Source organism: Carboxylicivirga longa, assembly GCF_050589825.1.
GTDB lineage: Bacteria > Bacteroidota > Bacteroidia > Bacteroidales > Marinilabiliaceae > Carboxylicivirga > Carboxylicivirga longa.
The window spans coordinates 25,104-51,717 of sequence record NZ_JBNGOZ010000029.1 but is presented as its reverse complement, the minus strand read 5'-3'; the positions used below and the strand labels follow the sequence as shown (position 1 = coordinate 51,717).

Sequence of the window (26,614 nt, the reverse complement as noted above, 5' to 3'; positions counted from 1 at the left end):
TATGAAAAACAAAAAGGCTAATCAACAAAGATTAACCTCATATATTGTTCTTCATAAGTATCACTTCTGAAAGTGCCGGTATAAACCACAATGCGCCACGGTTTGGTTGCATCTGGTGCCTGTTCATCTTTCCACACCAAATAATGCTTGTATTTATTCTTATAAAGCTCAGTCATGTTCCGAACAGCTGATAATGAATCGGGGAAATAATAGCTGCCAAGGCTATCCGTTGCATTGGCATCAATACTCCACCACTGATTCCGGTATCCATCATTTTCAACAATTGGTGTTTCGGCTCTTTTGATCCACTCTTTCGATACAATCTGTTTCCCATTCCATACCCCTTTATTGAGGTACAAGCGACCAATTTTGGCTAGGTCAATAGCTGTGGCATTAAGACCACAATAGGCCTTTGCAGAACGATGCCGCCGGTCATCCACACTCCAGGTGGCACGGTACTCCATACCCATGGGCAGCCACACTTTCTCCTCAAGATACTTTCCCAACTCTTTGCCGGTCGCCTTTTCAATGGCAATACCCAATAATGCAGTGCTTGAACTCTGGTAGTTATGAACCTCACCGGGTTCATGCTCAAACTTCAGGCGCTTCAGTTTAGCAAGCTGATTAGTCCCATAATACAATTTGGCGATATGCGAAAAGGGATTGGATGAACCATCGTTGTAATTGGTGCCTGACCGCATATCTAACAGGTGTTGCAAAGTCAGCTTTTCGAAATTCGGGTCTTTCCCTTTTAACTCCGGAATGTATTTAGTTATCGGATCATCAACGCTCTCAATATAACCTTCATCAATGGCAATGCCCATCAGTAAAGAGGTCACTGATTTTGACACCGAGAACAAAGTAGATATGTCAGAGCGCTGATAACCTTCGTAATAATTCTCAAATAAAATACTATCGTTACGAATAACGATGAAGGCGTGGGTACTCGATGGTTCAATAATTTGATTTAACAGCTTAGCTGTATCTGTGCGATAGGAGATTTTAAGGGTATCAAAAATACTCGTATTACCTTCAGCAAAGTGAAACACAGAATCGCCCGGATTAATTTCCGTAAACGGAAAAATTTGATGATCGGTAATATCTGCATCCCAATAGCGTGCTCCCCGGTACAGGGTGGTGCAGGATGTAATGAAAATCGGAATGAATGCGAGTGGTATGAATCGTTTCATAAGGTTTGATTAGTTGTTAATAACTTTTGCCACTTATAAAAATACACTTTTAAACAGCTGTTAGAACATCGTTTTAATGAAACTTTCATTTTTACAATAACACCATCGCTACGCGATTTATCGGATTGACGTGATACATTTTTACCATAACATTGTCCCTACGGGACCTTATATCAGGTAATAAACGATAATCCTATTAATTTGTGCCAGCAGCACAATGTTACGGCAGAGCCAGCGGCTCGATGTTATGGTAAAAACCGGCATTACTAATCCTTTAATAATCCTGGAGGGATGGTGTTAATCATAAAAATCAAACAAATAGACATCGTTATAATCGATTTCGAAGGTTTGTAATAACGCAAGGTATTCATCTTTAAAACTCTTTTTACCATGATGCTCCTCTTGGTTCATGATGTATTTGATTACATTACTGCGTTGTGACCTGGAATAAGAAAAGGCACCATAACCGGCTTGCCATTCAAATGTACCAGACACAAAACCTCTGGTGTTTATCCATTTTGATGATTTTGCCTTTACATTCCTCAATACTTCTGAAACAGACGATGTTGGGTGTAACTCAAAGAATATATGCACGTGGTCGCTGTACCCTCCAACGGCCAGGGAATAATTATTGGTTTCCCTCAAGGTTCCCGCTATATATTTATGGAGTTCGTCGCGCCATACTTGGGTTATACAATTAACTCTTCCTCGTACGGCAAAAACTGCATGTATATTCATTTGGGTATATGTGTTGGCCATGATGATTTCGCTTTAAATTTCTGTTTGTCATTTTATTGCCACTGAGGATTAATGCGGTTACCTTTGCATCAATTTCCTCAATATACCATCATTATCAATTTATTACAAAACACCATCGCAATACGATTTGTTGGATTATCGTGATTCAATCTACCAGAACACCGTCGCGATGCAACTTTTAGACAGGCAAAAAAATTAAACAATTAATAAGCGCCATTGGCAAATTATCCTGGTAGAGCCAGAGGCTCGATGTATTAGTAAAAACAGATAAGCTCATATTTTTATAATCCCGTAGGGATGGTGTTTTGAACAGTTATTTATAACAAAGAAGTCATCATTACGGATCAATGTTCTATTCTACTCATACCTAAGCGACTCAACCGGATTTCGTCTGGCGGCTTTCCACGATTGAACCGAAACAGTGAGCAGAGCCATGCCTAAGGATACCATTCCCGCCAAGACAAAAATCCACCAGCTGAGTTCGGTTTTGTAGGCATAAAACCGAAATGCCTGTTCAACCATAAAATACCCCAAAGGACAGGCGATGAGAATTGCCAGAACAACCCACCGGGTAAAATCCTGATTTAGCATTATCAAAACTTCTGAAATAGTGGCCCCATTAACTTTTCGAATGCCAATTTCCTTAGTTCGATATTGCACCTCGTTCAACACAAAACCAGCCAAACCAATGAGGGCTAAAAACATGGCCAAGCCCGCAAATACCATAATAGCCCTTTTAAGCCGTCGCTCGGTACGGTAGTAATTAGCCACTTTAGTATCGTAAAATTGAAGCTGCATAGGTACCATACTGCTTTCCGTCTTCAATAAATCTTTAATTTGATTGATTTGAGCTGCTGAAGTACCCGGCTGCAAACAGATAGAAATATAGTTGGCATAATCAGTGAGGGATTGGGGCGGTATTTTATAAAAAATGGCTGGCTGTTTGCGCACATGCGCCGATTTGACACAATCTTCAACTACACCTACAATTCGAAAGGTCTGATTTGAAAAATTACTTTGAATCTCCTGCCCCACCGGATGGTCCCAATTCATCATCCGGGCCAGGGCCTGATTAATAATGACCACGTTGGGTTCCGTATCGTCAAATGCCGATAAGTATTCCCCATTCACCAATTTTACTCCCATGGTTGAATGAAAATGCTTATCCACAAACATGAAACGACTGATCCAATAATCCTCCTCATTGCCCGGAAGTTTAAAACTATTCCCACTCAGGCCTCCCATTAATAGTTGCGACGATGCCGAAGCTGACTCTACAAACGATAGTTTTTGTAATTGATCTAACAAAACTGGCGCCTTCAAATGATTCTGAACGCCCCTCACTTGCACATACAGCCGGTTGGCGGTAGTGTATCCCAGCTGCATCCTTTCGATGTAGTGCAATTGCTTCATCAGCATAAACAAAATAATCATCAAAACGGTGGCTCCCACCATTTGTCCAACAAGCAAAATGCGCTTGCTTAATGCTTCCATTCTGGAAAAGCCTTTTTTGACTAAGGCCAATCTGAATTGCTTTCTTTGAAGCCTGATCAATGGCAAGCCAATGGCCAATAGTAAAACAAACCCTAAAATGAATATTGTAAAAACAATTGAATACCGATTATAAAGAATGGAACTGCACCACCCCCAAACATCAGCAGAGATGACCAGCATGGGCTTAATCATAAGCGCTACAATAGCCGATGAAACCATAACCATTAGCACCTGCTCTCTAATAATTATCTTTACGATATCGGCTTTAGATGCCCCACTGAATTGTTGAATACCTAGATTATAAACCTGCTTTTGAAAAGAGCTTAGTGTGAGTAAAACATAGTTTAAAACGGACACCAGCAGTATAATTATCCCAATAACACCCATAATACTTAAGACCAATGTATTGTAGGTATCGTGAGCTGTTGTAATTGCGTTGAGCTGTTGTAAGTAAAATGTTTCGGTTTGCCCTGCTTTGATATCTTCGGTAGCATCGTAATATTTTGCGATAACATCAGGTATTTGCTCTTCTACAGACGCAACATTCGCTCCGGGAATCAGTTTCACGTAGCCGTTAAAACTGTCGCCCCCTCCCCAACCGGTGTACATTTTACCTTCGGCACGAATGGTTTCAAAAGACACAACAATATCAAAATCAAGGTGACTGTTGGCGGGCACATCCTGAAAAATACCTTCCACCTGAAAAGGCTTCTGGTTGGTATCATAAATAACTTTTCCTAAAGCATCAGTTTCGCCAAAAAACTTATTGGCAGTAGATTGCGAAATCAGTAACCGGTAAGGCTTTGTTAATTCGTTATTGGTGGTACGCTGAATAATGGGGAAATGGAAAAAGGAAAAAAAAGTTGAATCTGCATATAAGGCTTTCGCATTAATCGCCTTCTTTTCCTCGGTATAAAAGCTGGTGTTCCATCCTTTCCGAATCAGAGCATACTCTTCCACTTCAGGTATATTCTCCTCTAATGCCTGCGCCAAAGGGGCAATAATGACCGGCCCATCATCAATTTCACCTTTATTATTCCACACAACCGCAATGCGATGCATGCGATCTTTATCCGGATGAAAATCATCGAAATTCAATTGGTGGGCGATTTGTAAAAATATAAGTAGCGAAACACTTAAGCCTATTACCAACGATACAACGCGGATTAGCGTATTCGATGGATGACGTAACAATTGACGCAAAATAATTTTATAACGAACCATATCGTATTATTATCATTGTTAAACGTTTACTCATACCTCAAACTTTCAATCGGATTGCGACTGGCAGCTTTCCACGATTGAACCGAAACAGTTATGAGAGCAATTATCAGAGCCAACACGCCCGCCAAAGCAAATAACCCCCAGCTAAGGTTCGTTTTATAGGCAAAGTTTTCGAGCCATTTGTCCATAGCATACCAGGCAATAGGGCACGCAATAACAAAAGCAATGACTACCCATTTTATAAACCTACTATTAAGATTAGTTACAATTGCCAAAACGGTAGCTCCATTCACTTTTCTTAAACCAACTTCCTTAGTGCGCCGACTAATTACATAACTTGCAAGCCCAAACAAGCCGGCTATTGTAATAAAAAAAGAAATTAGCATCAGCCAGGTAGCAATTTGTCCAGCAACCTCTTCATCTCGGTACAACCTGTTATAGTCATCATCTAAAAAATGATATTCAAAAGGTTTGTCTGGTATTTCACGCCTCCATATTTGTCCAATTTGTTGTATCGCATTACGCGGATTGCCGCTCACCTTAACCAGCATAACGCCATACTGGTCTTCAGTCATAAGCTTATACACCTGCGGATCCACATTTTGGTGGAGTGATTTTGTATATGCATTTCGCACAATCCCTTTAACAATGTAAGTGCCATGAAACTTAATATCTAGCCGCTGTTCCAGTAAATTTTGCTTCCCCAATACCTTGGCAGCTTCCTCATTAATGAGACAATAATTAAGCGAATCATTAATGATCTCAAACGGATTGTTACCAGCAATCAAAGGCATTTCCATCATGTCTATATAATTGGGCTTCACATCACATACCTCCATCAGACACTTAGTTTCGGGAGCATTCATAAGCCTCACTGTTGTTCCGGATTGCCATTCCAGAGGCGTGGAGTTTTTTCCTGACACACTAATGATGTCAGGATGTGAGAGCAACTCATCAGAAACCCGCTGAAAATTAGTACCCATAGATCGGTCCATATGAACATACAGCACATTTTCCTTATTAAAACCCAAATCCATATTTTGTAAAAATGATATCTGTTTCTTTATGGAAATAGAACTAATTAACAGAACTATAGAAGCACCTACCTGAAATATCACCAGACTCTTTTGAATAAACGACACTTTATTTCCTTTAAACTGGTCCTTAAGCGTTAAAAGCGGATTAAAATGTGTCATATATATAGCCGGAAAAGAGCCGGCAATTAAGGTAACAACTAGAATCAACCCAATGATGGAGATGTAAAAATCAATGGACGACAATGGTAAACTTAATTTATACCCAATGATGCTACTAAAACCAGGTAATATCAGCTCAACTGCAAGAATAGCAATGATAGAAGCTATACTGGTATAAATTAAGGTTTCAACAAAAAACTCCATCATAAGGCTAAACTTACTAGCTCCGTGCGTCTTTTTGATACCTACAGCTTTGGCGCTCAGAATTGAACTAGAGATAAATAAATTAACAAAATTGATACAAGCTATTATAAGTACAAGTATGGCCATCAAACCAAACGATAGCACCTGATTTTTACTGCGACTAAGAACAAAGTCGAAACGAAAGCGATCTCCTAAGTGCATATCTAATATAGGTTGAAGGTGAAAAGTAAGTTCAAAAGCCTTATAAGGCTCGAACATTTCACAAGCATGCTTGGTCATCAGTTTTTCAAGCTCTGCAGTATTGGCACCCTTTTGAAGGGTCAGAAAAGTGATGAATTTATCGTTCCCTCCCCACTGATTATCTCTAAGATAATCGATGCCGTCGATACGAACTATGGCTTCTATATTAAGCGAGGAGTTGACCGGCATATTCTTCATAACGCCTACCACCTCGCGCTCTCCTTTATAACTGAGAATTTCACCAATGGGAGAAATGTTTGGAAAATACTTTAATGCCCATGCTTCGCTGATTATTATCGCATTTGGTTTTTGGGCAAAACTGGCAAAATCACCTGTTTTCAAGGGAAAATTAAGAATCCGGTAATAATTACTATCGGCGGCATACACATTATTTACCTGCTCGCAATGCTGACCAACCGTTAAAATATCTGAGGTAGAATAGATTCGAGTTATCTCACCTATTGAGGTGGTTTTGTCAATAATCTCTAACCCCATGCGTCCACCAACTGCTCCTATCGAAATGGACTCATTATTAATAAAACCTTTTCGTATAATGCGATAAGTATTTTCTGGCTGATGATGAAAAGTATCGAAAGAGAATTCGTTAATGCACCATAAGCCAGTCAATAAAGCAACTGCTAACCCTAATGACAAACTTCCTATGCTCAAGAAAGCTGTGGTTTTTTGTTGTAGAAACTTCCGTATAAAAAGAAAAAGATGATTCATATAAGTCTATTATTTTCGATTTCAAATGAAGCATTTAAACCTTCGCATTTTCCAAATCGGTGTTTGTCATTCGTTTTGTAACCACTTACCCTAGGATAATTTTCAAACTTATAGCATTAAACTTGCATCACTGAAGCATATTATGGTCATCTATTATATCCTTACTCATACCTCAACGCTTCTACCGGATTGAGGCGGCTTGCCCTTATTACCTGGTAGCCACTGGATATTAAGGTGATCAGAATAGATATAAAGAGAACAATACATACATCAAGCAATGAAAACTGATACTTGAATTGTCCGGGCATAGCATTCTTCAGAAGCATTGCTATAGGATAGACAATGATATTCGCCGACAAGGCCATTAGCATATACTTTTGGGTAATCAGCGGGAATATCTGATAGCCTTTCGCCCCTTGCACTTTTCGAACACCAATCTCTTTTACCCGCCTTTGTGCGGCATAGTAGATGAGGCCAAACAGTCCCATTGCGGCAATAATAACTGCCATAACGGTAAAAAACAGGATCGTATTTTTAGCACTGCTCCATATTTGCAGCTCCACACGTTTTACATTGGCATCGTAGTGGTTAACTGCAAACAAACGATCTGTAAAGTACCTTTTCAATACCTGGTTAATGTGATTAAGGCTGCTTTGTGTTGTTTGAGGATGAATATTAAACGTTAAATCCACAGCCTGAGATAGATCCTGTTCAATTAACAATAGCATATAAGGCTTTATTGGATTATGTACATCGTCGATATGAAAGTCTTTAATAACTCCAACAACGGTGTAGATACCTTCCTTTTCAAGCTTTTTGCCAATAGGCTGCTTCCAGCCAAAAGCACGAGCGGCAGTTTCGTTTATCAGACAAGCTTGCTGGTCGTTGGCCAATTGGTCCGAAAGATTACGCCCTTCAACTAACTGCATATTCATGGTGTTGATGTAGTTGGAGCAAGCCGCATTCCACCGCATAAACACAGAGTTTTCCTTTGACCAGCCTTCGGGGATGACTTGAGAACCCCGGTTGGAATGCAAGGGCGAATTGATGGACATAGTCATATTATCGATACCGGGGTGCGCCAGTAATTCATCGCGCAGAGCAGCATACGAAACAGTACTCTTTTGTGCGGGCAGGGAACAATGCAGAAGCTGTGTTTGATCAAATCCCAGATCTTTACTAGTAAGATAGTTCACCTGCCTGTAAATCCAAAGGCTGATGGTAATTAACATAACCGACAAAACGAACTGAAAATAAACCAGGCCTTGCAAAGCACTGAAGCGATTCTTTTTAACCCAATTGCTGCGTTTCAGAACAAGCACCGGCTTATAGTTAGATACCACAAAAGCCGGATAGGCTCCTGCCAATACCCCGGTGATGAACACCACACCAAGCAAAAATAACGTAAAACCATAATCGGTAAGTAACTCCAGCTCGATGTGACGATCCACAACTGAGTTAAAAACCGGTAAAACCAAATGGGCAATAAACACTGCCAAAACAAAAGACACCAACGCAATAAACATGGTTTCACTTAAAAACTGAATGGCTATGCTCTTTCGACTGCTGCCAATGCTTTTTCGTAAGCCTATTTCTACCTGTCGCAACGACGAAAAAGCGGTGGTGAGGTTCATGAAACTCACACATGCCAGCAGCAGAATCATCAATCCCAAACCTGAAAACATGTATACCACTGCTCCCCGATCATCGCGAGGATTCTCTTTCAGGTGCAAGGTGCTTAATGGGTTGAGGTACAAAACACGTTTGGAATTAGCGTCGTGTTGAGTAATGACATCTGCAATCTTCTGGTTGATATAACTGACTGATGCTTGGGGGTTCAGCTGCACATAAACAGTAAATGATGAATTGTACCAGTTTTCGCCATAATCCCTAGTGATTGACACATTAGAACGAAAATAATCGGCTTTAATATGCGACTGTTCAGGCAAATCCCGCATAATGCCGGTAACCATCAATTCATTCTGTTGGCCATCGTAAATTGTTTTTCCCATCGCATTTTCGCCAGGAAAATACTTTTCAGCCATGGTCTCGCTTAACACGATGGCATTGGGAGCCTCCAAAACCGTAAGCGGCTCCCCCTGCAAAAGCTCAAACGAAAACATGTCGAATAGAGCAGAAGGCGCCCAGCAGCCGTCAAGCTCTTTAAACACCGTTTGCGTATCTGGCGACAAAAACTCAGCCCAAATCGGACTCAAGACAAACGCTTCCTTAAGCTCCGGAATGTTATCTTTAAGATACTGTGCTACTGGAATGGGCAGCTGATTCCAATCATCCGTCCGGTCGCCTTCTCCATAAGTCTGGGCCCGATAGATATGCTGATAATTGACATTAAACTTATCAAAGTTCGTTTCGTATTGCACATATTTAGCCACCAACAAAAAGCCAGACAAACCAACAGACAAGCATAAAACGTGAATAAATGACAAGGTTTTTTTTCTTTTCAGGTTTCGCCAGGCGATTAGGAAATAATGATAAAACATAATTAGGCAGGTTTTACTTGTCAATATTTATTCATAGCGTAATGCTTCAACCGGATTTCTGGTTGCCGCCCGCCAGCTCTGCCAGCTTATGGCTGCCAGCGTTATAACGGAGGCTATTAACCCCGATAAACCAAACATCCACCATTGAAACTCAATTTTATAAACAAAGCCCTCAAGCCACTGCCCCATGACGTGCATAACGATAGGGATGGAAATAAACAAGGACACGATGGTTAACAACAGGTACTTGCGGAAATTCATTGTGATAACAGACCGGTTTGAACAGCCAAATACTTTCTTAACCCCAATATCTTTTGTTTGCGCCTGCGTAATAAATATCGTGAGCCCAACTAAGCCCATAACGGCGATGAGCATGGCCAAAAGCGCCGCAACCGAAACAATCGTGCTTAAGTTGTTTTCTTCGCTGTATACTTGTTCGAGGTATTCGTCATTGGTACGCCAATCGAGTGGCCTATCGGGTGACAATTCATTCCAAAGCCCTTTAATAGATGGTATAAGCTTATTAAGTGAACCTGGCAAATATTTTACCGTCGCATAGAAATAGTAGTTATCAAACATCTCCAATGATAAAGGCGGAATCTCTTTATGGATGGAGTAAAAATCAAAATCTTTAACCACGCCAATTACTGTGTAACACTCGTGCTCATAGCCTATAGGTCTTTCCATACCCAATTCGCGAACAGCCGTTTCATTCAGTATCATTCCTTTTTTATCTTGCGCAAACGCTCGCGAGAAACTTCTTCCTTGGTTCATTGTTAAGCCCATGGTTTCAATAAAGTCATAATCAACCGCCAGACTTTCCATCTTTATTTTTTTGTTCTTATTTTTCGTGTGTTCCCATAAATAGGAACTAACACGCTGAGTAGGTAATGGATGCATAGAACCTCCGGCCGACAAGACTTCAGGCATCGAACGAATACTTTGCATAAATACCTCATACTTGTCGAAATCCCTTCCGAGATGAATCTGAAGCAATTGGTCAGTACTGTATCCCAAGTTTTTATTGAGTGCAAACTGGTATTGAGCTCGGATAACAATAGCGCCAGTTATTAACACACAGAAAATAACCAATTGCACCAACAACAAGACCATTTGCAGGGTGTACTTTTTAGAACCGGTTTTAACAGACCGATTAAGCACCTTTAATGGTTCCAAACCAGACAAATAGGCAGCTGTATATAAGCCTGAGGCCAGCCCTATAGCTAAAACCAATAAAAAGTACAATAGACAATAGTAGATCACATTCCCTGGTATAATAGACAGATTTGAGCTAAACAACTGTTCGGCATATGGTTTTCCAACCAATGCAAAAAGCATGGCCATCGGTAACACCATAAAAGATAGGGTAACAGATTCAAGTAGTAACTGATGCCTGATTGCATGCTGGCTGGCTCCATTGGCTTTTCGGACACCAATTTCTTTAGCTCGGTTGCTAAATATGGCAGTAGATAGAATAATATAATTAAAGGCAGCTACAATTATTACAAGCATGCCTATTGCGAGGAAGATGCGAATCGTTGCTGCATTACCTTCAATCCCATTATTTGTTACATGGGGCGAATTAAGATAAATATCTGTCAGATGCTGCAACGAAAAGTTTGATCTGTTCTCATCGCTGAACACTTTTGCCTCCAACTCTTTAAAAGAACGGTTTACGGCTAAAGTATCGCCATGCTCATGCAATAAACACCAGGTATTCCAAAAATCAAAAGACCAATCTTCATGTGCATTATTGACTCCAAAGGCCTTATTAAGCTCATTAAGTGCCCATTGGGAGCTGACAAAACAATCGGCTTTAAAAGTACTATTCTCAGGCAGATCCTCGAAAACAGCCTTTACCTGAAAAGCTACTTGCTCTCCATTGATTTTACTTTTAAGCAGTTTGCCTAAGGGATCTTCACCAGGAAAAAACCGGCTGGCCAACTGCTCTGATATCACAATTGCCTGCTTATCTGCCAGCACTTGCTCAACGCTCCCCGCCACTCCGATACTAAAAATACTGAAAATAGCCGATTCGCTTCCTACTGCCCGGTTGATATCCACCCACTCTCCATGCTTCTGAAGCTTAAAATTTCTGATGGTTCTGGTACGCGCAATGGATTCAAACTGTGTAAAATCGTTCCGAAGGTAATCGGCCAATACAAAAGGCGTTGCTGCTCCCTGAAATTCAAAAGCCTCATGATAGTTTAGTACCCGATAAATCCGGTTCTTATTTTCAAAAATCCTGTTATAACTATACGCATTGATAACATATAAAAGGATTAAGAATGAAACAGACAGCGCAATAGACAGTCCCAAAATATTGATGCCGGTAAATAGTCGATTCCGTTTGAAAAACCTCAGCGAAGCACTTAAGTAATTACTATCCATAATAAACAAGTATAGGGTTGAAGACGATTAATATGGCTTAAGAGCACTCTGCTTATAACTAAACAACACTATCAACTTTCATCTCTTGATGTATTTTCTCCGTCACCACATGCCCATCAAACAGGTTAATGACACGGTGCGCATATTCGGCATGTTCAGCCGAGTGGGTCACCATCACGATGGTGGTGCCTTCTTCGTTAAGCTGGCGTAGCAGGTTCATCACTTCGGCGCCATTGCGCGAGTCGAGGTTACCGGTGGGCTCATCTGCCAATATCAACTTGGGATTAGCGACCACCGCACGGGCGATGGCTACACGTTGTTGTTGGCCTCCTGACAATTGCTGCGGAAAATGCTTGGCCCGATGCGCAATCTGCATGCGCTCCATGACCTTCTGCACGCGCTCGCGTCGCTCCCTGGCAGACATTTTCAGATAAACCAGTGGCATTTCGATGTTCTCAAAAACATTGAGTTCATCAATCAGGTTAAAACTCTGAAATACAAAACCAATATTGCCTTTGCGCAGGTTGGTACGCTGACGCTCTTTATAAGCGGCAATCTCCAGCCCGTCGAAATACAATTCACCATCGGTCGGGTTATCCAGCAGCCCAATGATATTTAATAGCGTTGATTTACCACAGCCCGAAGGGCCCATGATGGCCACAAACTCGCCCTTTTGAACGTGGATGTTCACATTATTCAGAGCGGTTGTTTCCACTTCCTCGGTGCGGAAGATTTTTTGTAGGTTATTTGTTCTTAGCATAGCATTTAGTGCTTATATAATTAGTTAAATAGTTTGTATTGTAAACAGCTAATGGCTGAGGGCTATCAGCCAGCTTTATTCATATCTCAGTGCTTTTATGGGGTTTTGAGATGCTGCCTTCCAGGTCTGGCGAAGGGTAATCAACATTGCCAATAACCACACACCCAATCCACCCAACAAAAAGTAATACCATCTAATGGCGGCATGTACAGTAAAATTGCTCATCCATAGTTCCATCAGGTACCACACCAAGGGGGCTGAAAGCACAAAGGCAATGACAATGGTATAGGTGATTTTCCGATTGAGTAACCGTATAATATCATAAATACGGGCCCCGTTAACTTTACGAATTCCAATCTCCTTCACATGCCGTTGAGTAATAATTGTTACCAAGCCCGTAATGCCAATGGCCGTAATTAGCAGTGCAATAAAGCTGAAGAAAGTAATGAGTTTAAACAGCCGCATCTCGCTCTTGTAATACGCTTGGTAAGTATCATCTACAAAACCATAATCAAACCTGTGATAGGGCGAAATAGCTTTGAAACTTCTCTCGATATGCTCTAAAACAAGCGGCAGACTTCCGGAGTACTTTACAAATGCCACGTTGCATCTCTTCCGATTGAGCCAAAAACCCATTGGATCAACCGAATGGTGTAAGGAGGCGTAATGAAAATTCTCGCAAAAGCCAATCAAATCTGCTGCTCCGTCAAATGTTGGGAAAGGCTTGTTAAGCTTATGTTCCCAGTTATATTTGCTCATCGCCGCCTGATTAAAGATGAACTTATTGTTATCCATCAGGTTGGTGGAATAATCGCGTCCTTTAAAAATGTCTACATCGAAAAAACTCAGAAAATTCTCAGCTACCGGCCACACAAAAAACGAGGCCTGCACCCCATCAATGGTTCTTCCCCAACCCATCATGTCGTTGGCAGGACCATGAGCGGCATACGTCACATCAGTAATGTGAGCCGCGCTCTTTAATTCTGAAGTAAAACCATCCAGGTTATTCTTAATTTTTCCACTCAGAGGAAATGTGAGGATATTATTACTCACAATGCCGGTATTGTAATTAAGTAAAAACTGCTTTTGCTGATAAATAACTATCGAACTAATAATTAAAACCAGTGAAGCCACAAACTGAAAGGTCATCAGCACAGCGCGCATGCTCATAAACGGCTTAGTAGATGAGCGGCTATATTTATCAATCAGGGTGTCGGCAAATCGGAACCCTGTTGGTAATAAAACCGATACAATTGCGGCTCCTACTCCAATACAGCCTAACATCAGCAGCCGCATGCTTAACGAGAAATCCTTTAAGTTGAAAGGCACCAATTCTGATAGCCTTGAGCTATCAAATAACTCAATTAATAAATAGGCTAAAGCCGCGGCCACTGTGCATATAATAAGTCCTTCAATTAGTAATGTGAGTCGAATGTGCTTTAGTTGCGCCCCATTCACCTCCTGTACAAAGAAGCTCTTTTCACGGGTAGGCATAATGCCACACTTAAAATTATAGTAATTGATAACACTGATAATTAGTATGAGAAAAGCCACTGATAAAAATAAGTCAACCGTGGAGCGTTTGGTTACTTCTGCATATTCATAATTTACCTGTTCGGCGAAATGTACGTCCTTTAACGCACGCAAATGAATACTTACTTCATCATCAAATTCTTCATTGATAATATTGGCCATCCGCTGGCTTAGCTCATCGGTTACCAATTGGGGCTCAATCTCTAAAAAGGTGAGGAAACTACTCTCCGATCTGTCAAAACGTGTGGGGTTTTGCTTGATACTCATGAACCCAACCGGACTAAACGTGCTGCTTGAAGGAAACGACTTGTAAACAGCACATACCTCCAGCTCCCTGCCATAGTTAACCAGTATCCTTTCGCCAATCACATTTGTACTGCCAAAGAGTTGCACGGCTGCTTCAGAAGCAATGGCTATTTTACTTTTGTCAAGAAATGCTGCATTCAAATCCCCAATCAGCACATCAAACGTAAGTAACTCGGTAATAGCCGAATCAGCCTGAAAGACTGAACCCGCATACATATTGTCCGGCTGTGTGGGATGCACAAGCACCCGACCGGCATATGGCGATAGTATACTGGCATTCTTAACCTCAGGAATCTTGTCCTTTAATAGTTGTGCGGTTGTCCCTTTATAAATCACCTGGTCGCCCACTTCCACACGATAAACCGTGGCAGCCTTTTCGTGATGATTGTCGAAACTGTATTCGTAAATGACATAAAAGAAGATGATTAATGAGGTAGCAAAGGCCATCGCAAACCCAAGCACATTAAGCAAGCTAAAGTATTTGCGATGAATAATATGGCGAAAAGCCGATTTGATTAGGTATCTGGTCATCTTTTACTAGTTTAAAATTACCAATTCGTTATCACCAAAAATCTCATAACCCGAAGTTATCACTTCCTCTCCAACCTCCAGGCCGTCCAGCACTTCAAAATAGCGCGGGTTTTGACGACCAATGCTTACCTGCCGTTTATAGGCGGTGGCCCCATCTTTACTAAGTACAAACACCCATTGTCCACCTGTGCTTTGAAAGAAGCTGCCACGCGGCAATAAGAGTGCTTTAGAAGAGTTGCCCAACTCCAGTTTCACATGGCTGGTTTGCCCAATACGCAGATTCTGCCGCTTGCTATTATCAAACTCCAGGTCCACCGTAAATTTTCCATCCTTCACTTCCGCATAGATTTTACTCACCTCCGCATCAATCGTTCTGTTGGGGAACTGGCACCTTGCCTTCAAACCTTTCCGGGTGCGTGAGATATAATGTTCATCCACCTCAGCTTTGAGCTTAAACTCATCGAGTATATTCACTTTTCCAATGCGTGTCCCATATGAAATGACCTGCCCTTCCTCGAGGTTAAGAGCTGCGAGTTGACCGGTTACCGGCGCTTTAATGGTGAGGTTATCCAGGCGCTGGCGAATGATGCCTTGGTTCTGCTCCATGCGCTTTGCCGAATTCTCCAGCGTCTGAATCTGGATGCCCCGATAAATGGAATCGCGCTTAAAACTCTCCCGCAACAGATTCATTTGTCGTTGCGATGCCTCGTAGCTGGTTTTATCACGTAAATATTCATCTTCCGCTATTAAGCCTTCCTTATAAAAAGCGGTTGCATTGTCGTATTTTCGCTTCTGGATAAACAAATCGCCCTCCAGCTGAACAATCTGATTCTGTATCGTCATGGCATTCATTTCCATTTGCAAACGAGCCGTGCGCAGTTCGTTAATGGCGCGGGCCACATTGGCCTCGTTATTCGAAATCTCTAAAATCAGGTTGGTGTTACTAAGCTGAGCAATGGCATCGCCCTCTTTCACCAGGCTGCCTTCCTCCAGTAAGATGCCTTCCACCCGACCCCCTTCGATGGCATCGAGAAAAATGGTTTTGATGGGCTCAACAGTCGCGGTTACACTAATGTAATCCTGAAAATTATCGAGTTCCACCTTTGAAATAGTCACCCGGCTTGCATCTATCCTGACCTGGCTCCGGTGATCGGCAAACGCAATAAAGTAAATGCTCCAGCAAAGGAACACGCCGCCACCAATGAGCCATTTCAAATGCTTCTTCCACCAGGGTTTCTTTTTTAGTTGCTTATCCATATTGTATGCTTTGACTTCGGTTAGAGCCTTATGCCAAAGTCGTGCCTTAGCTATTAGATATTGAATTGCAGCGTTTTAATAATTTCAACCATTATAACAGTGTCGGATTTTCCAACACCTCTGTATGGATTTCCAACAATAAAGAAGTATTTTGTAGATGGAATTAGATATTTTTTTCAATCCCCCAATTGAATAAAGCTAACCAATCTGATAACCCAGCCCCCTTCGCCAAGGGGGAAATTGTTTTAAAAATGAAATACTATTTAACTAACAGGGGATTTTATTTTAAAGAAGCTCGAACAATAAGATTAATAAAAAATGAGTTCCCCCTTGGAGAAGATTAATAATATAAACGCATTAGGGGGATTGACCTGAAGTATAACAAATCCTTAAACAATAAAAATGCCCGAATCACATTACAATAAGAAGTTTAAACATTTTGCCAGAGAGCTAAGAAATAACTCTACTGATGGTGAAATCATTCTTTGGAAAGAGGTGTTAAGGGCACGACAGATGTATGGTTATCAATTCAACAGGCAATTCGCAATTGATAAATACATCGTTGACTTTATTTGTCGAAAACTAAAACTTATTATTGAAGTAGATGGCTATTCGCATCAATTCAAAACTGAAAAAGATAAGTTAAGAGATAGAACATTAAATACGCTGGGTTATCATGTATTAAGAATTGATGAATACGAAATTAAAAAGAACCTAAATAATGTTATTCGCGTTATAGCAGCAACAATTGAAGAACTAGAAGAGAATCTATAAAGTCTTCCCCCTTGCAGAAGGAGTGATGTACTGGATATTATTAACAGAAAAGAAACGATTATGCGCCAATCCCCCGGAACTAACAAACCGGATAAAACATAGAAATACTGCCCCCTTCGCCAAGGGGGGAAAACCTAAAAGAATAAACACCAAAAGCAATTACAATAGAAATCTCTCCTATGAAAAAGGGGAACACAGAATAATAGACAAAACGATTTTCCTCTTGGAGAAGGGGGAGCAATATGAAAAAAACCATTAATATGAACGAATTAGGGGGATTGCTATTACCCCCGATCCAACAAATTAACTAACCTTAATCACTATGCCCAAAGAAGGACAAATACTGATCGTTGATGACAATAAAGAGCTGCTGGTTGCACTCAAGCTCTACCTCAACCCGCATTTTAATACGGTAGTTACGGAGCATAACCCGAACCGAATTATTGAGCACCTAAACAAAAATGCTTTTGACATTGTAATGCTCGATATGAATTTCAAAGCAGGCATCAACACGGGCAATGAGGGGCTGTTTTGGATGCAGGAGGTTCACAAGTACGACCCTGAACTGGCCGTGGTACTCATTACCGCCTACAGCGATGTGCCCCTGGCTGTTAAGGCCATTAAAAATGGGGCCGCCGATTTTATTGAGAAATCGTGGGACGAACAGAAAATCCTTTCAACCCTTAGGGCTGTGTATGAACTCCAGAAATCGAAGCGAGACATCAACCGCTTGAAGAAAAAACACAAGCACCTCAAAGAAACCATTGCCAATCAAACGGACCTGTTTATTGGCCGCTCCGAAGCCATGCAACAAATAATGAACATGGTTGATAAGGTAGCTCCAACCGATGTGAATGTGCTTATCTTAGGCGAGAACGGCACCGGAAAGGAAGTGATGGCCCGCACCATCCACCACCTTTCAGCCCGGAAAGAAGAGATGTTTGTTGCCGTTGATTTAGGCGCTATCCATGAGAACCTGTTTGAAAGTGAACTGTTCGGCCATAAGAAGGGCGCTTTTACCGATGCGAAAACAGACCGGACCGGCCGATTTGAAGTGGCCTCAGGAGGCACCCTGTTTCTGGATGAGATAGGCAACCTGTCGTTGGCTGCCCAGGCAAAGCTTCTGGCAGCACTGCAAAACAGGGAAATCACACCCGTGGGGGGTACCCGACCCATTAAGGTCGACATCCGGCTGTTATGTGCCACCAACATGCCGCTGCAGCAAATGGTAGCTGAAGGAACGTTTCGCGAAGACCTGCTTTATCGCATCAACACCATCACCATGGAGCTGCCGGCGCTTCGTAATCGCAGGGAAGACATTGGCGGATTAGCCAGCTACTTCATCCAAAAACAAGCCGATAAATACAACAAAGGGTCCTTAAGTCTAACCCGTCAGGCCATTGAGACCTTACAGGAGCAATCGTGGCCGGGCAACATCCGCGAGTTGCAACATGCTATCGAAAAGGCAGTGATCCTGTCAGAAGGATCAATGATCAACAGTAGGGATCTCTTCCTTAGTAAGTGCCATACTAAAATACCAGACACCAACTGCTTTAACTTAACAGAGCACGAGCGAGCGCTGATTGAAAAAGCCATTGCCAACTGCAAAGGTAACATGAGTAAGGCAGCGCAAAAACTAGGTATCAACCGTTCGACCCTTTACGACAAAATCAAGAAGTATGACCTATAAGCACTTCTCCTTCGGTATTATCCTGCAAGCAACCTTATTGGCAACAACGCCTGTTTTGATGCTACTTGTATGGCACCTCAAAAACCAACATATACTACTTTATCTGTTAGGGATAACTTACTTCTTTCAGGTGGGACGTCTCATCTACTCGGTGCGTAAGACAAATCGTGAACTGGCCCGTTTTATAGAATCCTTTGGTTTTGGCGATACCACCATACATTTTCATACACGTGATAAGGATACTTCCTTTCAGGAATTATTCAAGGCCTTCAACCAGGTGGTGAAAGCCTTCCGGCAACTAAAAATCGATAAGGAAAAGGAATACCTGTTTTTTGAAACGGCACTGAAGCAGATAGGCGTTGCCATTATTGTGGTTAATGAGCATGGTAATGTAACCATGACTAACGATGCCTTGTTACGATTACTAAATATCAAATACCTGCACCGCCTTGATAAGCTGGATAAGCTAAAGCCGGGCCTTGCCAATGAGCTGATGCAACTACAACCCAACCAGCAAATACTCATCGAATTAATCGTTGACAACCGCATGCTTCAAGTAGCCCTCACGGCTGTGCTGATGAAGAAGGAAGGAAAGACACTTCGCTTACTGGCTTTTCAGGATATTCGCAGCGAGATAGAACAGAAAGAGCTGGAATCATGGCAAAAACTCATTCGAGTATTAACGCATGAAGTCATCAATTCACTAAGCCCCATTAATATCCTATCGGCCGGATTAAGAGAACGCTTCCTGGCATCTGAAACACCCGTCGTTATCGACGATGAAGAACGGTCAGAACTAATAGAGGGCTTGAATGCCATCCATACACGCAGTAAAGGGCTTACCAACTTTGTTGAGAGCTACCGAAGCATGGCCCGCCTAAAAAGTGTGCAAACAACGCCCTGCAATATTCATGATTTATTGATGCGCATTCACACCCTTTACACGGGCAATGGAAACAAGTTTGCACTAACGATCAATTGTAACAAAAATATCAGCCACTTAATCGATGAAAAGTTGCTGGAGCAAGCACTTATTAATCTGATAAAAAACAGCATAGAAGCACTAAACAAAAATCCCGCACTAATCTCCATTGACGCCCATAAAAAAGCTAATAAGCTGCAAATAACAATCTGTGATAATGGTAAAGGCATTCCCAAGGAAGAGCTTGACAAAGTATGCATACCTTTTTACACTACCCGCCCCGGCGGAAGTGGAATTGGCTTGGCCTTGTCGCAGCAGGTGATGCGCCTGCATGGCGGGCAGCTTAAGATTCACTCTGAACACGGAAAAGGAACCACGGTAAACCTTCATTTCTGAAATATTTTTTTTGAATATTAAACTAACTATAAGCCAGGCACAACAACAATTTTAGCATATTTTTTCGCTTTAAAACATTTGAATTACTAATTATTCTCCTATTTTTGCATTCGCATTGACAAAGGCAATGTTTTAAAACAATAAAATACGGGTGTAGCTCAGTTGGTAGAGCACTGGTCTCCAAAACCAGGTGTCGGGCGTTCGAGTCGCTCCTCCCGTGCTACAATCCTGACTTCGGTCGGGATTTTTATTTTTTGCCCATGAACTGTTAAAATAAGTTCATATATTTGGAGCACATCATGGAGAGGTGACAGAGTGGCCGATTGTGCACGCCTGGAAAGCGTGTGATCTCGAAAGGGATCCGGGAGTTCGAATCTCCCTCTCTCCGCATAATCTTCAGATTTTCACTAAATCACAAAGACACAGAACTATGAGTTGAACTTTTACACATCGAAAGTTTAGCTCTTTTTGGTTTTATCGCACTACTTCACATTGAGCTATTCCTTTGCATTGTACCCTTATGCTTTTTTATTCATCCTACTTTTTATATTTTAGTAAGCACACACGAAAGTAATATGTTAAGCGATAAAACACTAAAAGAACTGAAGGAATGGACACAAAAGCAACTGGCTAAATGCGATGCCGGGCATGACTGGTGGCACATCGTACGCGTTTTGAACAACGCAAAAAAAATACATCAACAAGAGGGCGGTGACTGGGATGTCATTCATCTGGCCGTGTTATTACACGATGTTGCCGACACAAAATTCTTTGATGAAGTGGAGGCTTTAATGCTGATTGAAGAAAAGCTGATGATGCTCAACATTGCTTCCAATACGTTGGACCATGTTATCAAAATCATTCAAAACATCTCATTCGCCAAAGAATGGAGCGATAGTCAATTTAGCTCTAACGAACTGATGATTGTGCAGGACGCCGATCGCCTGGATGCCATGGGCGCCATTGGTATTGCCCGTACCTTCAGCTATGGTGGCCACAAGGGGCGCGACTTATACAACCCCGCCATTACGCCACAAGCTTACACCACTGCCACGGCCTACCGTAATAACAACAGCCCCACCATCAATCACTTCTATGAGAAGTTGCTGTTACTGAAAGACAAAATGAATACGCAGACGGGAAGGAAGATGGCGACCGATCGTCATACTTTTATGGAAAGCTATTTAAACCAATTTTTTAAAGAATGGGGCGACAAATCATTATAGGATAACGATATAACTACGCAGTGGTAGCCTTAAAAAGACACGAGCGATCAGAACAATCAACCAATTAACTCCAATTATTTTGATTGAAAGACATAAAACCCTTCCTTTTATTAACTAATTTCACCCTGTTAAATAACGGCGATTACAGAATGGCAAAAAAGAAGACTACGAAGACAAAAACAGGTTCACAAAAAAAGAATAATAAAACTGGCAAAAAACAAAAGAGAAGCTTTAAAAAGCGCCTGATTATTTTGGGTTTTAAAGCAGCCGGACTGGGAATTACGGCATTGTTTATCTTCTGCCTGTTTGTTTATTTGGGACTTTTTGGCGCCTTACCGACCCTTGCCGAACTGTCCAAAATACAAAACCATTCTGCCTCGGAAGTATATTCGATCGACGAAAAGCTAATGGGACGCTACTATGTGGAACATCGCTTAACCATCGACAATGATCAAATATCGCCCTATGTAAAAGAAGCCCTCGTGGCTACAGAGGACAGCCGTTTCTTCGAACATAACGGATTGGATTTTATTAGCCTGGGGCGTGTAATGGTGCGTACCATCATCTTTGGCGATAAAGCACAGGGTGGCGGCAGCACCATCAGCCAGCAGCTGGCTAAAAACCTGTATCCCCGCATGCGACTGGGCTTTTTGAGCCTTCCAGTGGGCAAAACAAAAGAGATTTTCACAGCCGCACGGCTCGAAAGCATCTATACCAAAGAAGAGATACTGACACTCTACCTCAACACCGTGCCTTTTGGTGAGGATATCTATGGTATTGAGATGGCATCACAGCGCTTTTTTGGAAAAAAATCACAATACTTAAACCCCGCAGAATCAGCAACCCTGGTAGGTATGCTGGCGGCCAACACAGCTTTTAACCCTCGCTTGAATCCCGAAAACAGTATGGAGCGACGCAATGTAGTGCTCAAACGCATGCATGAACATGGTGTCATCTCTGAAAATGAATGCCTGAAATGGCAACAAAGCCAGTTGGCACTCAATTACCGACGCATCGACCATAACACGGGTATCGCTCCCTACTTCAGAGAAAAGATCAGGGCTAAAGCACAGGCCATACTCAATGAGAAATACGGCGATCAATATGATATTTACTCCGATGGACTTAAGATCATAACTACTATTGATGCCGGCATGCAGAATTATGCTGAGCAGGCTGTGGCGCAGCAGATGAAGCGCCTGCAGGATGAGTTTGACCGCCATTGGAAGGGACGCTCCGCCTGGGCCAAACACCCGCAAGTGTACACCAAGGCACTGCGTCAGTCACGCCGCTATCAAAAAATGAAGGAAGCCGGAAAAACGGATCAGGACATATTCAAGGCCATGGAAAAAAAAGTACCCATGACCATCTTTACCCATGCCGGTGAAAAAAAGGTGCAGATGAGCCCCGCCGACTCGGTAAAACATTATCTGATGCTTTTAAACACCGGCTTTGTGGCCATGAACCCGCGCAACGGGCATGTGCTGGCCTGGGTAGGCGGCATCGATCATAAAAGCTATCAGTACGACCATGTTACATCGCGCCGCCCTGTAGGCTCAACCTTTAAACCCATTGTATATGCGGCTGCTCTGCAGGATGGCGTATCGCCCTGCGACTTTATATCCAACGAACAGGTTGTTTACGAAGACTATGACGACTGGTCGCCCGCCAACAGCAATGGACAGCACGAAGGCTACTACTCGGTAAAAGGCGGACTGGCCAACTCAGTGAATACCGTCAGTGCTAAACTGATTACCGAAACCGGTGTGAAAAAAGTAGTCCGGCTGGCCGAGGACATGGGCATTGAAGAGGATATACCGGAATACCCATCCATTGCGCTGGGTACCGCCGAGCTTTCCTTGCTGGATATGGTAGCGGCCTACACCACTTTCCCCAACTACGGGCGGCCCGTAGAACCGGTAATGCTGCTACGCATCGAAGACAGCGAAGGCAACACTTTGTACGAGCATGAGGCGGTAACTCCCAGGGATGAAGTTTATGACGATGATGTGTCCTTCTATATGGTGGAGATGATGCGCGGGGTGGTGGAGCGTGGCACGGCTCAGTCCCTTCGTAGCGTATTTAATCTGAAAAGCGAACTGGCCGGTAAAACAGGTACGACCCAGGATAATTCCGATGGCTGGTTCATAGCCTACACCCCCAACCTAGTGGCAGGTGCCTGGGTGGGTAACGATCAACCTACCATCCGCTTTCGTACCACAGCACTGGGAAGTGGCGGCCATACTGCCTTGCCTATTTTTGCCCGTTTTATGCAGCGTCTTGAAAAAGACCGCAGCCGCTACCAATACCATAAAGGCTCTTTTTACGTTGTACCACAACGCCTGCAAAAAAACTTGCTGTGTGATGACTATTCATTGGAAAATCCGGAAAAAGACTTTTTCGAAGATCTCTTTGACGGCCTAAGGCGTCCCGACTCCATAAGGGCAAAAAGAAAGATGGAGCGACAAGCGCGCAAAGAGGAAAGAAAAGAGACAGATCACAAAAGTCTTCTGGAAAAAATGAAAAATATCTTCAAGAAAAAATAAACCCAAACAAAAGGATGTGACCGTGCTGCAAACAAACCTCACGGCTCACACCTGAAACCATTAAAATCAGTCATCACCGCCAAACTCGGCTGTTAAGTCAGCAGTAAACTGCCGTATTTGCTTTTCATTATCCTTAGGACAAATAAGCAGCGAATCATCAGACTGGACCACAATATAATTCTTAAGCCCCTGAATAACCCCGGACTTACCTTTCGGCAGATGCACAATACTATCTTCCGTATCGTACATAAGCACCTGACCGCTCAGTACGGCATTGTTTTCGCTATTACACTCAGCACTGTCGTGCAGTGATGTCCAGGTACCCAGATCAGACCACCCGAAGTCCACTATTTGCACAAATACATTATTGGCCTTTTCCATTACACCATAATCAATGGATATCTTTCGACAATCCACATAGGTCTCTTGCAAAGCCTTATCATGATTAGGAGTACCCAGCAACGGTATTAAATCATCAAATAAGGTAGCCACTTCGCGCAGATGCTTATGAAAGGCCGCCTCAATGCTCTTGAGCGACCAAATAAAAATACCCGAGTTCCAAAAAAACTCACCACTTTCCAACAACACACGTGCCATCTCCAAATCGGGCTTCTCGATAAATGTTTTTACTTTATTAAAGCCGGGAGGAAGCCCCTCCTGCTCCACTGCTTGTATGTAGCCGTATGCTGTTTCAGGACGACTGGGCTTAATACCTAGTGTAAGTAGGGTATCTTTTCCATCAACAAAACTGAGGCCATTACCGATCGTAGTTCTAAAGGTAGCTTCATCAAGTATCAGGTGATCCGATGGCGTAACAATAATTTTTGCATTGGGATTCTTCCTTTTAATCACCGCATTGGCATAGGCAATGCAAGGTGCCGTGCTGCGCCGCAAGGGCTCCGTCAGTACCTGTTCTGCTTGCAGCTCGGGTAACTGTTCTAGCACAAGGGCTTTATGATCCTTATTGGTCACCACCAGTATATTGGAAAGAGGACAAAGGGGCTTGAAGCGATCAAAGGTTTGTTGAATCAACGATTTGCCGGTGCCCAAAATATCTAGAAACTGCTTGGGCGTATGAGTAGTGCTCAGGGGCCAAAAACGTCGCCCTACCCCACCGGCCATAATAACGCAGTAAATATTATTGCTCATGGATATGTTCGTTTACAAATACTAAATTTGTATTTTGTTTCTGTAAGCGGAATATTATTACTTTTATTACACTAAAATACGCACTATTTTCCATATCACAATGAGAATATTTTTTCACCTCGGGCGTTACTGCCTATTTTTAAAGAAAGTGTTTGGCAAGCCAGAGAAACATTCTGTCTTCATAAAACAGATTGTGCGCGAAGTTGATAAACTGGGTATCGACTCACTGGGCATTGTTATAATTATTTCGGTATTTATGGGTGCCGTTATCACCCTTCAAACGGCGTATAATATCGACCTTCCTATCATACCCAAGTACACAGTGGGACTAGCTGCGCGCGACTCCATACTGCTTGAGTTTTCATCGACTATCGTGGGTCTTATCCTAGCCGGAAAGGTAGGTTCTAACATAGCCTCAGAAATAGGCACCATGCGTGTAACCGAGCAAATTGATGCCCTGGAAATCATGGGTATTAACCCGGCCGGCTATCTGGTACTGCCCAAAGTGGTGGCTTTCGTGTTTATCATACCTGCACTGGTTACCATTAGCATGGCCGTGGGCATTGGCGGTGGTTACCTGGCTGGATCTATAACCGGCGAAGTACCGGGTCCTGAGTATATTTATGGTATCCAGTATGCCTTTCAGCCCTTTTACATTGTTTATGCCCTTAGCAAAGCCGTGGTGTTTGCCTTTATCATTTCTACCATATCGGCCTATTGGGGCTATTACGTACAGGGCGGCGCCCTTGAAGTGGGCAAAGCCAGTACACAGGCTGTAGTGGCCAGCAGTGTTCAAATTCTTCTTTTCAACTTAATCCTCACTCAACTATTGCTGGCATGATAGAAGCAATTGACATACATAAGTCATTCGACGACAAAGAAATATTAAAAGGCATATCAGCCGGTTTTGAAAAAGGCAAGACCAACCTGATTATTGGCCAAAGTGGATCGGGAAAAACAGTACTCCTTAAGTCTTTGGTAGGGCTTCATGATATTACCTCGGGCGACATTCGCTACGATGGCCATAGTTTTTTAGAGCTGGACAATACGGCGAAAAAACGACTGCGCCAAGATATTGGCATGCTGTTTCAAGGATCGGCTCTGTTTGATTCCCTCACGGTGGAAGAGAATATTCGCTTTCCACTGGATATGTTTACAAACTGGTCGCTGGAGAAGAAACGGGAGAGAGCTAATTTCTGCATCGACCGGGTGAAGCTGGAAAATGCCAATAACAAATTTCCATCGGAGATTAGTGGGGGTATGCAAAAACGTGTTGCCATTGCCCGCGCCATTTCCCTCAACCCCAAATACCTGTTTTGCGATGAGCCCAATTCAGGACTCGACCCTCGCACCGCTATCATCATTGATGAGCTTATTCAGGAGATTACAAAGGAATTCGACATGACCACCATTGTGAATACCCATGATATGAACTCAGTGATGGGCATCGGCGAAAAAATTATCTTTATCTATCAAGGCCACAAACTGTGGGAAGGCACCAAAGACGACATCTTCCACGTTCAAAACAAAGAGCTTGAAGACTTTATATTCGCCTCCAAACTCTTTAAAAAGATTAGGGATAACAATATTTAGTAGATT

General features: G+C 42.5%; 17 protein-coding genes and 2 tRNA genes. 9 read left to right on the top strand and 10 right to left on the bottom strand.

Going from position 1 to position 26,614, the window contains the following annotated elements; translation table 11 throughout:
- Positions 1 to 17 precede the first annotated feature (17 nt).
- The 9 genes from ACRD7A_RS17720 to ACRD7A_RS17680 all read right to left on the bottom strand — a co-directional run bounded on the left by ACRD7A_RS17720 (position 18) and on the right by ACRD7A_RS17680 (position 16,312).
- Complete coding sequence (locus ACRD7A_RS17720) at positions 18 to 1,190, bottom strand: serine hydrolase domain-containing protein (protein ID WP_430812678.1); 1,173 nt, start codon at positions 1,188 to 1,190, stop codon at positions 18 to 20.
- A gap of 297 nt (positions 1,191 to 1,487) precedes the next feature.
- The gene (gene tnpA / locus ACRD7A_RS17715; protein WP_430812677.1) at positions 1,488 to 1,949 is read right to left on the bottom strand and encodes an IS200/IS605 family transposase; all 462 of its coding nucleotides are present in this window, start codon (positions 1,947 to 1,949) and stop codon (positions 1,488 to 1,490) included.
- A 357-nt stretch (positions 1,950 to 2,306) separates the two neighbouring features.
- Positions 2,307 to 4,667 (bottom strand): ABC transporter permease, encoded by a 2,361-nt coding sequence (locus ACRD7A_RS17710; protein ID WP_430812676.1) that lies wholly within the window; start codon positions 4,665 to 4,667, stop codon positions 2,307 to 2,309.
- A gap of 26 nt (positions 4,668 to 4,693) precedes the next feature.
- On the bottom strand, positions 4,694 to 6,976 hold the full coding sequence (locus ACRD7A_RS17705) for an ABC transporter permease (RefSeq protein ID WP_430812675.1): 2,283 nt from the start codon (positions 6,974 to 6,976) through the stop codon (positions 4,694 to 4,696).
- Between the two features lie 218 nt (positions 6,977 to 7,194).
- Entirely contained in the window at positions 7,195 to 9,534 is a 2,340-nt protein-coding gene (locus ACRD7A_RS17700) for an ABC transporter permease (RefSeq protein ID WP_430812674.1), read from the bottom strand.
- Positions 9,535 to 9,561: 27 nt separating this feature from the next.
- Positions 9,562 to 11,925, bottom strand: a complete 2,364-nt coding sequence (locus tag ACRD7A_RS17695) for an ABC transporter permease (RefSeq protein ID WP_430812673.1) — start codon at positions 11,923 to 11,925, stop codon at positions 9,562 to 9,564.
- A 58-nt stretch (positions 11,926 to 11,983) separates the two neighbouring features.
- Positions 11,984 to 12,685 carry an ABC transporter ATP-binding protein gene (locus tag ACRD7A_RS17690; RefSeq protein WP_430812672.1) on the bottom strand — a complete coding sequence of 234 codons (702 nt, stop codon included), beginning with the start codon at positions 12,683 to 12,685 and terminating at the stop codon, positions 11,984 to 11,986.
- A 75-nt stretch (positions 12,686 to 12,760) separates the two neighbouring features.
- Positions 12,761 to 15,055 (bottom strand): ABC transporter permease, encoded by a 2,295-nt coding sequence (locus tag ACRD7A_RS17685; RefSeq protein ID WP_430812671.1) that lies wholly within the window; start codon positions 15,053 to 15,055, stop codon positions 12,761 to 12,763.
- Positions 15,056 to 15,061: 6 nt separating this feature from the next.
- Positions 15,062 to 16,312, bottom strand: a complete 1,251-nt coding sequence (locus ACRD7A_RS17680; protein ID WP_430812670.1) for an efflux RND transporter periplasmic adaptor subunit — start codon at positions 16,310 to 16,312, stop codon at positions 15,062 to 15,064.
- Between the two features lie 402 nt (positions 16,313 to 16,714).
- On the opposite strand from ACRD7A_RS17680, the gene ACRD7A_RS17675 reads away from it, so the two are divergent.
- The 7 genes from ACRD7A_RS17675 to ACRD7A_RS17645 all read left to right on the top strand — a co-directional run bounded on the left by ACRD7A_RS17675 (position 16,715) and on the right by ACRD7A_RS17645 (position 23,866).
- On the top strand, positions 16,715 to 17,086 hold the full coding sequence (locus ACRD7A_RS17675; RefSeq protein ID WP_430812669.1) for an endonuclease domain-containing protein: 372 nt from the start codon (positions 16,715 to 16,717) through the stop codon (positions 17,084 to 17,086).
- Positions 17,087 to 17,408: 322 nt separating this feature from the next.
- Positions 17,409 to 18,776: a sigma-54-dependent transcriptional regulator gene (locus ACRD7A_RS17670; RefSeq protein WP_430812668.1), complete on the top strand. Its 1,368-nt coding sequence runs from the start codon at positions 17,409 to 17,411 to the stop codon at positions 18,774 to 18,776.
- Positions 18,766 to 20,094 (top strand): sensor histidine kinase, encoded by a 1,329-nt coding sequence (locus tag ACRD7A_RS17665; RefSeq protein WP_430812667.1) that lies wholly within the window; start codon positions 18,766 to 18,768, stop codon positions 20,092 to 20,094. Before ACRD7A_RS17670 ends, ACRD7A_RS17665 begins: the two co-directional genes overlap by 11 nt.
- A gap of 147 nt (positions 20,095 to 20,241) precedes the next feature.
- Positions 20,242 to 20,314: transfer RNA gene (locus tag ACRD7A_RS17660), tRNA-Trp, on the top strand.
- An 81-nt stretch (positions 20,315 to 20,395) separates the two neighbouring features.
- A tRNA-Ser gene (locus tag ACRD7A_RS17655) sits at positions 20,396 to 20,482 on the top strand.
- A 187-nt stretch (positions 20,483 to 20,669) separates the two neighbouring features.
- Positions 20,670 to 21,320 (top strand): HD domain-containing protein, encoded by a 651-nt coding sequence (locus tag ACRD7A_RS17650; protein WP_430812666.1) that lies wholly within the window; start codon positions 20,670 to 20,672, stop codon positions 21,318 to 21,320.
- Positions 21,321 to 21,469: 149 nt separating this feature from the next.
- Complete coding sequence (locus ACRD7A_RS17645; RefSeq protein ID WP_430812665.1) at positions 21,470 to 23,866, top strand: penicillin-binding protein 1A; 2,397 nt, start codon at positions 21,470 to 21,472, stop codon at positions 23,864 to 23,866.
- Positions 23,867 to 23,932: 66 nt separating this feature from the next.
- On the opposite strand, the gene ACRD7A_RS17640 is transcribed toward ACRD7A_RS17645, so the two are convergent.
- Positions 23,933 to 25,015: a mannose-1-phosphate guanylyltransferase gene (locus ACRD7A_RS17640; RefSeq protein WP_430812664.1), complete on the bottom strand. Its 1,083-nt coding sequence runs from the start codon at positions 25,013 to 25,015 to the stop codon at positions 23,933 to 23,935.
- A 100-nt stretch (positions 25,016 to 25,115) separates the two neighbouring features.
- Here ACRD7A_RS17640 and ACRD7A_RS17635 point away from each other — a divergent pair, with 100 nt between their 5' ends.
- Complete coding sequence (locus ACRD7A_RS17635; protein ID WP_430812663.1) at positions 25,116 to 25,856, top strand: MlaE family ABC transporter permease; 741 nt, start codon at positions 25,116 to 25,118, stop codon at positions 25,854 to 25,856.
- Positions 25,853 to 26,608 (top strand): ABC transporter ATP-binding protein, encoded by a 756-nt coding sequence (locus ACRD7A_RS17630; RefSeq protein WP_430812662.1) that lies wholly within the window; start codon positions 25,853 to 25,855, stop codon positions 26,606 to 26,608. The genes ACRD7A_RS17635 and ACRD7A_RS17630 overlap by 4 nt, the downstream gene beginning before the upstream one ends.
- The last annotated feature ends 6 nt before the right edge of the window (positions 26,609 to 26,614 follow it).

Bases quoted from the DNA above. Each gene is read 5' to 3' on its own strand.
- ACRD7A_RS17720 (WP_430812678.1), bottom strand. From the start codon at position 1,190: ATGAAACGATTCATACCACTCGCATTCATTCCGATTTTCATTACATCC.
- tnpA (WP_430812677.1), bottom strand. From the start codon at position 1,949: ATGGCCAACACATATACCCAAATGAATATACATGCAGTTTTTGCCGTA.
- ACRD7A_RS17710 (WP_430812676.1), bottom strand. From the start codon at position 4,667: ATGGTTCGTTATAAAATTATTTTGCGTCAATTGTTACGTCATCCATCG.
- ACRD7A_RS17700 (WP_430812674.1), bottom strand. From the start codon at position 9,534: ATGTTTTATCATTATTTCCTAATCGCCTGGCGAAACCTGAAAAGAAAA.
- ACRD7A_RS17695 (WP_430812673.1), bottom strand. From the start codon at position 11,925: ATGGATAGTAATTACTTAAGTGCTTCGCTGAGGTTTTTCAAACGGAAT.
- ACRD7A_RS17690 (WP_430812672.1), bottom strand. From the start codon at position 12,685: ATGCTAAGAACAAATAACCTACAAAAAATCTTCCGCACCGAGGAAGTG.
- ACRD7A_RS17685 (WP_430812671.1), bottom strand. From the start codon at position 15,055: ATGACCAGATACCTAATCAAATCGGCTTTTCGCCATATTATTCATCGC.
- ACRD7A_RS17680 (WP_430812670.1), bottom strand. From the start codon at position 16,312: ATGGATAAGCAACTAAAAAAGAAACCCTGGTGGAAGAAGCATTTGAAA.
- ACRD7A_RS17675 (WP_430812669.1), top strand. From the start codon at position 16,715: ATGCCCGAATCACATTACAATAAGAAGTTTAAACATTTTGCCAGAGAG.
- ACRD7A_RS17670 (WP_430812668.1), top strand. From the start codon at position 17,409: ATGCCCAAAGAAGGACAAATACTGATCGTTGATGACAATAAAGAGCTG.
- ACRD7A_RS17665 (WP_430812667.1), top strand. From the start codon at position 18,766: ATGACCTATAAGCACTTCTCCTTCGGTATTATCCTGCAAGCAACCTTA.
- ACRD7A_RS17650 (WP_430812666.1), top strand. From the start codon at position 20,670: ATGTTAAGCGATAAAACACTAAAAGAACTGAAGGAATGGACACAAAAG.
- ACRD7A_RS17645 (WP_430812665.1), top strand. From the start codon at position 21,470: ATGGCAAAAAAGAAGACTACGAAGACAAAAACAGGTTCACAAAAAAAG.
- ACRD7A_RS17640 (WP_430812664.1), bottom strand. From the start codon at position 25,015: ATGAGCAATAATATTTACTGCGTTATTATGGCCGGTGGGGTAGGGCGA.
- ACRD7A_RS17635 (WP_430812663.1), top strand. From the start codon at position 25,116: ATGAGAATATTTTTTCACCTCGGGCGTTACTGCCTATTTTTAAAGAAA.
- ACRD7A_RS17630 (WP_430812662.1), top strand. From the start codon at position 25,853: ATGATAGAAGCAATTGACATACATAAGTCATTCGACGACAAAGAAATA.